Genomic DNA, 12,738 nt, shown 5'->3' with positions numbered 1-12,738 from the left:
TTTCGTTTACGGAAACGTTAACTATACTGGTCTTCCCAACCCTTTTCATTCCTAAAACTACTATCCATGTTTTTCTTTGTATGCTATCTTTTATCATTTCAATTTCTTTTTCCCTATCGTACAAATCCTTTCTGTTTTCTTTGGGCCTAACGTCAAATAACATTATTACGCCGCCGTAATAATTACGCCGCCGTAATATAAAAGTCTTTGGGTTTATCAGTGTGAGACATCCCCACAACCCTAAAGGGTTAAAAAAAGACCCCTTATTAACAAACCTCGCCAACACGTTCACCAAACGCTTCACAACAGAGAAAACGCCCTCAACAACCCTACCAAAACGATGCATTGCCCCAAGCCCTAGGCCCAAGCGCCCTCCGCCCCAACACATCCCTGACGGACACCCCACACTCCTCGCAACAGAATTTCACCCTAATCAGTTTATACCACTCTGAGACAAGAAAAAATCCTCGAATCATACGCCATCCGCACCCTTCTCACCTTCACGCCCTTCATCGCAACTCTAACAAGCCTTCTCAACACCTCACCATAATGAACTTTCCCAGATGTTACATGGATACGATCTGCTTTGTCTTGGTGTTGGCGGCGAAGCGTATCTTTAGATAACTCTTCTTCACCTTCCACACCTTTCTCATCCACCCACCATTGTGTTTTATGCCCAATGAATCTGCTAGGCTTACGGTTGTGGATTTGAAAAGTTTCTTCGATTTATGTTTGTTTATTCTGCATATTGTGGTGTAGTCTGGTGCTTGTAGTCCTTACGTATTTTGCGAGTGCTCTGATGAAGCCTTCTAGTTGTCTGTATGGTGTGGTGGAGGATTCTGATGAGGCCTAGCAGCATGATGGGTGAGTTTGGATGGTATGGTTCGCCTACTTTGCCTTTTTAGTTGTTTATTCTTTTCCGTTTATGGTTGAGGAGTCGAGGAGGATTTCGCCCCTCCTAACAAGCGCATCAGTACTTGCTCCAGCCTTTATCAGAGGTCACATTCTACGCCTCACTGTATAAATAGAAGAAGAGGCTTGAACTAAAAACTTCACACTGCACGCTTAAGTCATGCAACACAGCACTCTTTAGGAAAAGTTTTTAAGTGGTGGGTGTGAATGGGGGTTATAGGTTATGATAGATATAGGCAGAGAACTGCAAGTGGTGTTGAATACAGGCAAGATCGCGATTGGGAGCAATCGTGCAATTAAATCAATAATAAATGGCAGCGCTAAGCTAGCAATATTAGCCGCCAATGCGCCTGCACAGGTAAGGCAGGAAGTGGAGTACTATGCTAAACTGAATCAAACCCCAATATTCATCTATCCGGGCTCGAGTTGGGAGCTCGGCGCCGCCATGCGTAAGCCTTATAAGGTGGCCCTGCTAGCAGTGCTTGAGCCTGGCGAAAGCAATATACTTGAGTTAATAAGGTGATTAATGAATGCCCAACATAGTTATAACAGAGGAGGAGTTGAGGTATGCGGCATTGTTTGAGAGCATAACCGGCATAACGCCGCGAGATACTATAATAGATGATAAGTATAACAGGGTCATATTCATCGTTGATAAGAACTTCGCTCCATTGGCTGTCGGCAAGAATGGCATAAATATCAGGAGATTAAGGGAGCATTTGGGCAAGGATGCGGAGGTCGTGGAGTACGGCGAGGCTCCGGAGGACTTCATTAGGAATGCATTGTATCCCGCAAAGATAAACAGCATCAAGATAACTAAGTTGCCGAGTGATGGCAAGGTAGCCATAGTAACGGTTTCCGAGGAGGAGAAGGCCGTTGCCATAGGCAAGAACGGCAAGAACATAAATAGGGCGATTCTATTAGCCAAGAGATACTTCGATATAGAATCAATTAAATTAACTTAAGCCCAGCCCAATCATCTATGCGAGATGGGATTTAAATATCAATAAATTAGAGGCAAGGCTTGCGTTCTAAGGCTTAGGAATAATAATTAATCGGTTAATGCTTATAAAGTTAGTAATGGGATTAGTTATATTATGGAGCATGTGGTTCAGCATGTGTTGACTGTGCTTCAATTTAATTCCGCCGTCAGCAAGGAGCACTCGATAAGGGTAAGGGATCTAGCCAGGTTAATTAATATGGGGGAGGACGAGTTGAGGAGAATAATAAATGACCTCAGCAGCAATGGGTATGTAGAGTTAATAGATGATGCAGTATTCCTCACGAGGAAAGGCATGATGAGGGTAATGAGTAAGTTCTCTTGATGAACGAACGGCATACCTCGCCCTTTAGGGCGGGGTATGGGCAAATCCTAGTGAACTCGGATTTGGGATAAATATATAATACTTTCTTCGCAATGCCTATATGTGGAAATGTAATAGGGCACTCATGGAATAAGGGCTAGACGCGTGAAAAATCGGTTTCATAGCCTTCACGTAGAGGCTCCATCATGAGGATGATGTAATTTACCATGGGATTGTTGAGTTAACTTATTAAACCGATTAAGCGTTACAAATACGTGGCTTTATCTGTTGCCTTGTTTTCATGGGAATATCCTTTCCTCGGCAGCGCCGTTACTGACCTGGGCTACTTGGTGGGCATTATGGCGAGCGGCCTTCGTTCGATGGGTTGGGATGTCTATGTCGTTGTTCCAAGCGATAGGGACAGCGATGACGAGTTATTCGGCATTAACCTGCTCAGGATAGGGCTAGATGTTAGGGATCACCCAAGCGTTGTGGCTTATGGCCTCTCCCTCCCCTCCCAAGTAATGCGTAAGTTGCCTTACTTGATCAGGAGGAAGATAGGGGTAATTCACGGATTTGAGTGGGGGGGATGCCTAATGGCTTACTCGTTTAAGGTGCTCCTGGGCGATGGTTCCAAGATGTTTTGCAGCGTTTTATCCACAGAGTACCAGAGGGGGGATCCACGCTCATCTAGCTTAAGCGCATCAATAGCTAGCGTTGAGGAGTATGTTTTCTCCAAGAGTGATTTATTGCTGGTCCACAGCAAGCAAGCTTATGAGTCGCTCCTATCTAATTACACTGTTAAGCAACCGTTACTAGCGACTCCGGACCTGCCCCTGGATAGGGTGCTGGAGGTGTATGTCAAGTGAGGGTTCTTCATTTATCATGGGAATACCCGCCCAATATAGTGGGTGGACTGGGTCGCCACGCGTATTACTTGACAACTGAATTGGCTAAGCTGGGCATTGATGTGAAGGTGATCACCATAAATTATGGATATGAGGATGTCGNGGAGGAAATCAACGGCGTAGACGTGATACGGGTGAATCCATTTAAGATAAAGATACTTGACTTCATTTCCTGGGTTCACTCATTCAATATGGAAATGNTTCACAAGGCATCAAGCATAATTGAGACATGGAAGCCAGATATAATTCACGTGCATGATTGGCTAACAGCGCCGAGCGGCGTAGCCATTAAGCACGCGGTGAGGACGCCCCTAATAGCTACCATTCATGCAACCGAGCACGGCAGGAGGGGCGGAATACGATCAATTGAGTCGAGGCACATACATGAATGGGAGTGGCTCATGGCGTTCGAAGCATGGAGGATAATAGTATGCAGTAATTATATGAGGGATGAAGTTATGAGAGTCCTCAATGCCCCGCCCAACAAGATAAGCATGATTCCCAACGGCGTCGCCAGCGAATTGCTTAACTTTAAGGTGGATTGGAGCAGGAAGCATCTATACGCCTCTGATTGGGAGAAAATAATAGTGTTCTTCGGGNGAATGGTTTATGAGAAGGGCCCCGATAAGGTGATAGAGGCGTTCAGGAAGGTGGTATCCAGGAGACAGGACGTTAAGCTAATCATGGCTGGTGATGGACCAATGCGCGAGTACCTNATGAATGCCTCGCGGGACCTCGGGGGTAAGGTGTACTTCGCCGGCCACTTGCCCGATAATGATCTATACAATGTCATAGGCATGTCCGATGTTGTTGTGCTCCCCAGCAGGTATGAGCCATTTGGGATAAGCGTTCTAGAGGGCATGTCGCTTGGGAAGGCAGTTATAGGGCCTAATCGCGGGGGCCCCGCCGAGATAATTCAGCACATGATTAATGGGGTCTCTGTGGATCCCGAGGACTCCGACTCCATAGCTTACTTCATTGATCTACTACTAAGCGATGAGGGGAAGCGTAGATATATTGGAAGCAATGCTAGGCAAACAATAATTAATAAGTATAGTTGGGGCTTAGTGGCGAAGGAGACAGTTGATCTCTATTCCCAAGTAATTGGGGAACGGAAGAGAACTATTTGGTGAATTAACCATCCTTATTTAGCGGCATGCGCCAATCTATCCCCACGGTCCTAAGCCCAATTCTGGGTATCGGCGGTAACCTACGCTTATGCTCCGTATTGATTACTCTCCTCCAGATCCTCATCACCGTCGAGATGGGTTTACCTGTGGCCTCGGCGGCTTCTTCAGGCGATAACCTTAGGTCGACCAATGCATGTAGGATCACATCCACATCATCATAGCTCACGCCGAGCTCTCCCTCCGCGGTTTGCCCCTCCCATAGCCTGGGACTGGAGGGCTTCATAGCTATGTCCTCCGGTATCCCCAGGAAAATGCCTAACCGCCTCACTTGCCCCTTATATAAATCGCCTATGGGAAGCAAGTCGCTTCCCCCATCGCCGTACTTAGTGAAGTACCCAATCAGTATCTCGCTCTTGTCCCCTGTCCCCGCCACCATCATGTTGAATCTATTGGCGAAGTAGTAAAGGATAGTCATTCGGATCCTGGGCAATATATTGCCGTTAGTCACTGTCTCCGACTCGGAGAAGATGGGTATTGATTTAGCCAGCGAATTGCGGATGTCATTTATTGGAACATAGTAGTACTGAATGCCCAGGGACTCGGCCAGCCTCTTCGCATCATCTATATCCACTTGCGGAGTCGTTGTGTATGGCATTATCACGCCAATGACATTGCTGGCTCCCAGCGCCTTCACCAGGAGCGCGGCTGTGACGCTTGAATCAACTCCTCCGCTTAATCCTATTACCGCCCCCTTGGCCCCCGCATCCCTTATATAGGATGAGATGAAGCTGGCGATTCTCTGGGATGCATATCCATAATCTATATTCAATAATTTCTCTATGTTTATCTCCATGAGGGAATCAAGCGGTCACTGCTTAAATTGATTTCCTTCCCTCCTAATCTGGCTTAATTTATCGATAATGGCCTTCAAGTCCTTATCGCTCAGCTTATTGAAGAGGGGATGCACGTTATTTATGTGCAGATTACTCAATGAATCGTGAATGATGCTCCATTTAATGGTGTTGGCGTCCACCCCAAGCATTGACCATAGCTCTCCCATCTTGCTCGGCATCACTGGGTAGAGAGCCACGCCCAGGGACTTAACCATGAGCAAGGCATTAGCCAACGCTCTTCTAGACTCGTCCCCCCTCATTTTCCAGGGCTGCAAATCATTCAGGTACTTATTGCCCAGCCTAGCCACCTCAACGGCCGATAATAATGCATCCCGCAGCTCCACGCCTTCATAATGCTTAGCGCTATCATCCAATAATTTCAATGCCTTCTCGACAACCTCATCCTCCATGGGCTCATCCGCGAATCCCTGCTTAGCGGCCAAGGTCAATACCCTATGTATGAAGTTGCCCACTACATCATTTAGTATTGAGTTAATTACCTCCGCGAATTGGCTCCAGGAGAAGTTGGAGTCCCTGTTCTCGGGCCTAGTCATCACAAGGAAGAACCTCCAATAATCGACGGGCAGCAATTTTATTGCCTCATCTATCCATATGCCTATTCCTTGGCTCTTGGAGNACTTCATGCCCTCATACAGCAAGTACTCCGTGGAGGATGTCGACCAAGGCAACACGTAAGGCTCTTGAGTGGCCATTAGAAGCGCGGGGAATAGTATTACGTGGAACGGTATATTGTCCTTACCGATGAAGAAGATAACCCTGGTCTCCGGATTCATCCAGTAATCCCTCCACTTTTCTCCTCCATTGAAGTACTCTATGACGGCGGATATGTATCCAAGCACCGCCTCAAACCAAACATATATGGTTTTTCCCTCTGCTCCAGGGAAGGGGGCCGGTATGCCCCACCTATTATCCCTAGTTATGGCGCGCGGCCGTAACCCCTCCCTAAGGAGGGATAGGCTCATTTGCTTGGCGTTGGGCGTCAAATTATTATTATTAATTACGTAATCCCTGACCTTATCCTCAAGCCTCCTTAAATCCAGGTACCAGTGCTTAGTGATGCGCCACTCGGGCTTAGTGCCGCATATGGCGCACCTGGGCTCTATTAATGATTTTGGCTCGAGCAGCCGCCCGCAATTCTCGCATTGATCCCCCCTGGCCTTATCGTAGCCGCAGAAGGGGCACTTACCTATTATGAATCTATCCGGCAAATATATCTTATCCCTGGGGCAATACGGCATCTCCTCATCCTTTGTTATGACATAGCCATTATTATAGACCTTCATGAAGAATCCCCTCACGAACTCCTTATGCGTCTCGCTCTCGGTCCTAGTATAATTATCAAAACTTATCTCCCACTCCCTGAATAATCCCTTTATTAATTCATGCATTTTATCGGTTAATTGCTTCGGCTCTATTCCCTGCTTTATCGCCTCCACCTCTATTGGCGTTCCATGCTCATCGCTGCCGCTCACGAATAGGACATCATCGCCCCTTAACCTGAGGTACCTAGCGAAGACATCGGCGGATAGAACGGAGCCAACCATATTTCCAAGGTGTGGAATGCTATATATGTAGGGCCACGCCGATGCCACTATCCATTTACGCCTTACCTCATTTCCATTAGGGTCCCGCACAACTCACTACATTATATTTATAAATTTAACGATATCCCGAAACGAAAATGGGGGGGGACCTCATTAAAATTTCATCCTGCGATGCATTGCACTGGAGGGAAGACCTAAAATCCCACTACATGCATTGGGTCATCACCTAATGATAGAGAGCGACAAGCCTAGCCCTTTAAGGGGGGAGGGGGTAGTTCACTATATAAGGTATAATTCACTATAGTATTATGGAAGCTATACCAAGAAAAGATTATGCCATAGATGGAATTGCGGCTCAATGAGTGATGAAGGGTACAGAAAGGCCATGGAGTTCTACAATTNCCTAATAACTATAACCAAGTGTACTTAGGGTGTTCTGACCTCCTCCCCGCCTTGAGGAGCGAGGTTTGCCGTTCGTTTATAAAATCTTGAGGGCACTATCGCTTATTTGCCTCTTCCCATTCCTCAACATATACCAGTAAGGAGAAGAGAACTCTTCAGGCTTGCCGTATTTCTCAGCTACATATTGCAGTGTTTTCTTTCTTTGCGCCTCATTGATCTTTTTCAATTAATCATTAGATATCTTCATTCCTTTCCCTCTTTTTCATATAACTATTTTATTATAACTGAGAGTTGAACACCATTTACTTTAACGTCCTTAAAACTCATATAACAAGTCATATAACAAAAACCGTTACGTCATATTTCTCTAAATGAAGAGTCTTCTTTCAAATTTATATAAAATAAGGGCTCGGGCCGGGACTTGAACCCGGGACCTACGGGTCCACAGTACTTCAGATATATAACAAAAACGAATGTTAATTGTTATATAAACACGGTGTTATGTACCCTTTTCATGTAACTGAACTATAAAACGTTTAAGGGGAAATAACAGTTAGCGTTTCAAAGCGTTAAACTCCCCAGTTTACCAATAGTCTCGTTCTTGCTTTAATAACGATATATAAATTCTCGTGACTAAACCCAACATGATTAACCCTAGAATTAATAACATGTTAAAAGTGACGTTGCTAATAATATTTGAGAAAAGCCCTGCATTACTAATGTTAGCGTACATAAATATAGCGGTTCCTAGTATTAACCCTATTGCATAAACTAACGTGTCTAGCCAATCAATTAAAGGCCTAATATAAGCAAAAATTAATATTAAAGCTAGAGGCATAACAACCAAAAAAGGACTTAACATTGTAAACTGCGCTGTATATTGTGAAGAAGGAGTTAATTGTTGTAATGCTCCATTAATGACTGTGATTAATAAAGATAGACACTCAATTAATAGATCAACTAACGGCTCTGCTAATCCTTCCACAAATGATTGAATGTATCTGCTTTCGTTATTTTCACTCATGCAATCTCCTCCTTATTTTTCAAGCAATACTCCCTGAACTTTTTTCACCATATTTTTGCCACTTACGGTAAATTAGCCCCCTCTTATATAGCTATGTCAAATAAACCAGCAGCTCCCCCTTCGGGATCCCTGTCTTTTCCTGTAAACGCTCTAAAGTAGCACAGCCATGAGATAAAATTATCAATATTTTCTCAGCATTCTGGAGTTTTTGCACAATATTTTGTCCTAAAAGTCCTCCTTAATAAACCTTAAGTAGGATCAAGGAACATGTAAATAGTCTTACAGTGCTACAAAAAGCAGCTTTCTAATTCTTACCCCTCAGGATTAGCAGATTTGTTAATACTGTATTCCGTTAACGTAAGAGTCAGATAATTCAATTAAAAAACTCGACATCTGGGTAGGATTAACTACCAAATAGAAGTCCGCCTGGACCATTTTTGGACCGCAGTATATGAACCACAGAGGTCCAGCATTAGAACCAGAGGACCGTATATAGTTGTTTTGAATTTTTTACGGTAAACTGGGGAGTTTATTGAATTTTTCTAACGGGAGTAGAAAACCTGGATCCAAAGATTAGCGCTAATAATGCTTACTTAACAATTTTTCAAAATCCAATAAGAAGTCGCTTTTCTAACTTTATGTATTGGGGACATATTTCGCAAAAGAATATAAGCATATATATGAAATATGAAATATGGCATCGGAAGAGGCAAAGAAGCTGCTGCTCTTAGTCTTAGAATTAGCAGGAGGGCATATAGAAACAGAAACAAGGATGCAGAAACTTGTTTTCTTAGTGAACCAAGAGGTCTTCCACTGGGTAAAATTTAAAGCAAGTAAATATGGTCCATACTCTGAGGAGTTAATGAAGGCTGTGGACAAATTAGAGAAGGAGGGAAAGCTAGTCTATATCTGGGATGATGATGGTGTGTTCAAATATTTTTTAACGGAAAAAGGTAAGGAGGATGCGAAAAAGTTATTAAGCCAATTGAAAGATAAGGATGAAGACAAATTGAAGAAAGCTATGGAAATTATCCAAAAGTATAAGGATAAACCACCCACCTATTTAGCAGCATATACTTACAAGTATTATCCTGAGTATGCAGAAAAGAGTATTATTAAGGATATCGTTGAAAGGTGGATCCGGTATTATCATCTTTAACCTTACATCCTTCCACTCTGTAAACGTGATCATAAGGGATACTAACTAGGATTCCATCCATATCTCTAATCACTACACTATGGGTAATGCCCTCCAGAGTCCCGCAATACTTATTTCCCTTATCGTCTACTATGCATAAGCATATACCGGGATCCTTTAAGATATTGAATAATCTGGATTCTATCTCGTCATTGGTATCGATGAAGGAAATCTTTAGTCTCTTATAGAATGGTCCAAAAGATAAAAAACGCATAAACCCTGCATAACGCAACGATAGAAAGAATGATATTATATAAACTCCAATTAGCGTAACACCTAGGGTTATAAAGCCCTTGTTTAGGGAGAGCAAGGCTGAGGTTATCAAGACTACTGCAATGAAGATTAATAAGAAGTATCTTTCTGCTAGGACTAGAGTTCCCTGGTATATTGCCTCCCATCTTAGGGGTTGGCTATCTATATCTAACGTGCTATGAACAGAACTCTCATATATGAACTCCTTTATTTTTTTGTTTCTCTTAATCATGAAATTACGGTAAATGAGGTATAATAGCGCTCCCAGTATAAAAAAGACAATAGCTATTATTTTTATAATATAGCCTGAATTGCTACCTGGTAGAAAAAGCAGAAGTTCTGAAATAATAAGGAAAAATAAGTATGATAAGGATAGTATATTGGCTACAGCATCTATATATTTTACTTCTATGAAGTAACGCACAGGAGCATATATTGTACCTATTAGCCTTAACGTACTGTTTTTCTTAGTTCTTTGTTGTATGAAGACGGTGATTAAATAGATCACGGTAGAAACCAATAAGGTTTCTAAGGTTGTCGTAATTTCCGTGGGAAGGGTAGGCATAAGATAATTGTGGGGCAGGGAAATTTAAATCATATAGAAGGGTTTCAAAGTAAATCCCTAATTTGTTAATAAAAAGGCAATAGGGGGAATATATCTGTAACATTTTTGCGTAACTACTCGTTATTTTTAATTACTTCTAATCCCCTTAAGGCTATTAAGTAAGCTGAGGCTGTATGCCTATCGAAACCCTTTTCCATCATCACCTTTTCATGCTCTTCAGAGTTTGTAGTACCCTTTGGATTAACTAGAATAACGTTGAAACCCAACCTAAGTGCTTTAATAACACCGTGGACTAACAACTGCTTCTTAGCAAAACGTGAAACCTTCCTATTACCGCTCTTACTCCTAGTAAACTTCCTCCTCTTAACTAGGAATAAATCCTCTAAAGCTACGTAATCAACACCAACCCGTGATAGGAAACTGAGAGCTTGTGAAAGAGCATTCAAACGTAAAGCCATAGCTTTCCCTTTAGGAAAACCGTGGGAAACAACCTCACTATACCACCACGTTTTGGTAGTAATAACTTTACCCTCCTTATTAACTACAACAACGTTCAACCTATCACTATTCAAATCAAAACCAGCAACCAAACCATAGCCATTAGGTTTTGGTGAAGAGAAGTACTTCAGATACAACCAGAGTGGTATTTGGAGGTGAATCATAGGGTAATGCTTGAAACTAATTACAGCACCATAACCCTCTACCTTATTACTCGCCAACTCTTCCAACTCATGAAGTAGTGGTAAGTACTCCTTTCCAAAATAAGCTTTTCCATAAATCCACTTACCCCACGGGTCTTTAGCTTTAACTTCAACGTGGTCATCCAAAACGTGAAATTTTATCCCCCTTTCCTTTATCGCTTTTATTCCCCCTACAAGCGATCCACTTCTTTCTAATCTCAACCTTGTTACCGTTATTCTCAACAATGGCTAAAGCTTGTTTATAAGCAGTTTCAGCATAGAATGCATAAGGGATAATATTATACAAGTCCTTGACAGCCTCATTTAGTGAAACTCCTCTTAAAGCTAGGTTAATTCCAGCCTTTACAGCCTTTGAGTAATAATAAGCAATTCTAGCTATCCTATCCAACTCATTAAACTCAACCCTACCATTTATAGTAACGAATTGGAAGTTTTCAAGAGCTTCCCTAGAACCAATTAGCTTACTTCTCATCATCTGGTAGGATAACAGTTACGATCACCTCTCTGTCTAATAAGCCCTTAATCTTCTCGTGAACACTCTTTGGGACGTATATTGCGTATTTTGGGTCTCCGTACTTGTCGTGACCCATTGAGAATATTTTTGAGTGAAATGTGACTTGAACCATGATTGATTATTTAAAGTAAAGTTTATAAGCTTTACTTACAAAAATTAATTAGAGGATGCCACTGTGAAGTCGATGAGCAGTCGCGAGGTGGAGGAAAGGCATCCAATGAGACTCCCCCATGTCGTGGCCGGGAGTCCATACTCCCTAACCTAGGCGTGGGGAGGAGAAGAGGAGTGATGAGGCCGAGTGATTAATAGTCATTAAAAGTGACTATTAGTCACGATGAAGGCCGAACTCTAAGGTACCATAAAGTCTGGTATCGGTACACTTACTAATCGTATTTACAATACCTTGTATAAGCTTTCCTTATCATACTGTAAATTATACGGTAAACTGGGGAGTTTATTCAGTTTATCTTAGGAATAATAGTTGTAATAATGATAATAGTAATGATAACTATGCGTTTTCATTGCTGCAAACAGCATTAATACTCCTGACAATATTGCTGAACTGTTTGCCAAGGGATTATCGTAAGAGAGTGCTAATGCAAATCTCCTCCACTTACCGTTTCTCTTTACGTAAATTCCCCTTTCCGTAAATACGTCTAAAAGCATGTGTGATGGGCCTACTAACAACCCGTCAAGAATAACGGAAAAGACAAAAAGAAAAGATGGAAAAACGAAATAAAGGACACCTATAGGGAGAGAAAGAAAAAGGCCCCATAAGATAGACCTATAAATAGATACGTAAATTCTCAATATGGTCTTAAGCTTAAAGTCTGTTATTGGCGGACCCGGTGGGATTTGAACCCACGGCCTACGGCTCCGGAGTTCATGTTGGTATGTTTGGTTTTGCCTAAGGCGGTATGCTTATGAATCCGTTTCGCATATCGTTGCCGGTGGGTGGGGCGGTTATTCGGCAATGGGGTGGCTTGCATGGACCCTGAGTTGATTAGGGTTGAGACCGTTCCTCAGGAGGTTAGGCGTAGGGTGTTCGGCTACGTCACTGGGGTCAAGGGCGTTAGGCCTAGCGACCTCGGCTACCATAAGACCTACATCTATAGAGTTAGGCGCGGCTTAACGCCGATCAGCGATGACCTGTTTAGGGCGCTGCTCAAATTCATCGACGTCGATGAGTACGCCAGGCTGGTTGGCTCGGCGCCGCCGCTAGTTGATGCTGCTCCCGACGACGTCATTCGCGTTGTTAAGAAGGCAATTGTGGACAAGTCCTTTAGGAACCTGCTATTCGACATGCTTAGGCAGGCCTTCGGCGACGAATTCCGCGAGTACAGGGCATCCTGGACTGTGAGGGAGGCTGA

Annotated in this window: 10 protein-coding genes and 3 pseudogenes; 7 read left to right on the top strand and 6 right to left on the bottom strand. The window is 43.1% G+C overall.

What is annotated here, in order from left to right:
* Positions 1-1,135 precede the first annotated feature (1,135 nt).
* The 5 genes from AT710_06810 to AT710_06790 all read left to right on the top strand — a co-directional run bounded on the left by AT710_06810 (position 1,136) and on the right by AT710_06790 (position 4,257).
* Positions 1,136-1,435, top strand: a complete 300-nt coding sequence (locus tag AT710_06810; protein ID KUO91372.1) for a 50S ribosomal protein L30 — start codon at positions 1,136-1,138, stop codon at positions 1,433-1,435.
* Between the two features lie 7 nt (positions 1,436-1,442).
* The gene (locus tag AT710_06805) at positions 1,443-1,877 is read left to right on the top strand and encodes a transcription elongation factor NusA (GenBank protein ID KUO91371.1); all 435 of its coding nucleotides are present in this window, start codon (positions 1,443-1,445) and stop codon (positions 1,875-1,877) included.
* A gap of 132 nt (positions 1,878-2,009) precedes the next feature.
* Positions 2,010-2,237, top strand: a complete 228-nt coding sequence (locus AT710_06800) for a hypothetical protein (GenBank protein ID KUO91370.1) — start codon at positions 2,010-2,012, stop codon at positions 2,235-2,237.
* 254 nt (positions 2,238-2,491) lie between these two features.
* A complete protein-coding gene (locus AT710_06795; protein ID KUO91369.1) occupies positions 2,492-3,085 on the top strand; it encodes a hypothetical protein in 594 nt (197 codons plus the stop codon).
* Entirely contained in the window at positions 3,082-4,257 is a 1,176-nt protein-coding gene (locus AT710_06790; GenBank protein KUO91368.1) for a glycosyl transferase family 1, read from the top strand. Before AT710_06795 ends, AT710_06790 begins: the two co-directional genes overlap by 4 nt.
* Before the next feature lies 1 nt (position 4,258).
* Here the strand turns inward: AT710_06790 and AT710_06785 are convergent, their stop codons facing one another.
* From AT710_06785 to AT710_06770, 4 genes and pseudogenes are all read right to left on the bottom strand, one after another.
* Entirely contained in the window at positions 4,259-5,107 is an 849-nt protein-coding gene (locus AT710_06785) for an NAD(+) synthetase (GenBank protein ID KUO91367.1), read from the bottom strand.
* 15 nt (positions 5,108-5,122) lie between these two features.
* Entirely contained in the window at positions 5,123-6,802 is a 1,680-nt protein-coding gene (locus tag AT710_06780) for a methionine--tRNA ligase (GenBank protein ID KUO91366.1), read from the bottom strand.
* Positions 6,803-7,697: 895 nt separating this feature from the next.
* Positions 7,698-8,138 (bottom strand): hypothetical protein, encoded by a 441-nt coding sequence (locus tag AT710_06775; protein ID KUO91365.1) that lies wholly within the window; start codon positions 8,136-8,138, stop codon positions 7,698-7,700.
* Positions 8,135-8,352 (bottom strand): annotated as a pseudogene (locus AT710_06770) (DNA-binding protein). The gene AT710_06775 and the pseudogene AT710_06770 overlap by 4 nt, the downstream one beginning before the upstream one ends.
* 480 nt (positions 8,353-8,832) lie before the next feature.
* Between AT710_06770 and AT710_06765 the strand changes: the two are divergent.
* Positions 8,833-9,297 (top strand): transcriptional regulator, encoded by a 465-nt coding sequence (locus AT710_06765; protein ID KUO91364.1) that lies wholly within the window; start codon positions 8,833-8,835, stop codon positions 9,295-9,297.
* On the opposite strand, the gene AT710_06760 is transcribed toward AT710_06765, so the two are convergent.
* Both AT710_06760 and AT710_06755 read right to left on the bottom strand, forming a co-directional pair.
* On the bottom strand, positions 9,254-10,153 hold the full coding sequence (locus AT710_06760) for a hypothetical protein (protein ID KUO91363.1): 900 nt from the start codon (positions 10,151-10,153) through the stop codon (positions 9,254-9,256). The genes AT710_06765 and AT710_06760 overlap by 44 nt on opposite strands.
* 113 nt (positions 10,154-10,266) lie before the next feature.
* Positions 10,267-11,326, bottom strand: a pseudogene (locus tag AT710_06755) (hypothetical protein).
* A gap of 996 nt (positions 11,327-12,322) precedes the next feature.
* On the opposite strand from AT710_06755, the pseudogene AT710_06750 reads away from it, so the two are divergent.
* Positions 12,323-12,738 (top strand): annotated as a pseudogene (locus tag AT710_06750).

Source organism: Thermocladium sp. ECH_B (genome assembly GCA_001516585.1).
GTDB lineage: Archaea > Thermoproteota > Thermoprotei > Thermoproteales > Thermocladiaceae > Thermocladium.
The sequence above is the reverse complement of the archived record's forward strand: the minus strand, read 5'-3'. Positions and strand labels throughout refer to the sequence as shown.

Bases quoted from the DNA above. Each gene is read 5' to 3' on its own strand.
- AT710_06810 (KUO91372.1), top strand. From the start codon at position 1,136: ATGATAGATATAGGCAGAGAACTGCAAGTGGTGTTGAATACAGGCAAG.
- AT710_06805 (KUO91371.1), top strand. From the start codon at position 1,443: ATGCCCAACATAGTTATAACAGAGGAGGAGTTGAGGTATGCGGCATTG.
- AT710_06800 (KUO91370.1), top strand. From the start codon at position 2,010: ATGGAGCATGTGGTTCAGCATGTGTTGACTGTGCTTCAATTTAATTCC.
- AT710_06785 (KUO91367.1), bottom strand. From the start codon at position 5,107: ATGGAGATAAACATAGAGAAATTATTGAATATAGATTATGGATATGCA.
- AT710_06775 (KUO91365.1), bottom strand. From the start codon at position 8,138: ATGAGTGAAAATAACGAAAGCAGATACATTCAATCATTTGTGGAAGGA.
- AT710_06765 (KUO91364.1), top strand. From the start codon at position 8,833: ATGGCATCGGAAGAGGCAAAGAAGCTGCTGCTCTTAGTCTTAGAATTA.
- AT710_06760 (KUO91363.1), bottom strand. From the start codon at position 10,153: ATGCCTACCCTTCCCACGGAAATTACGACAACCTTAGAAACCTTATTG.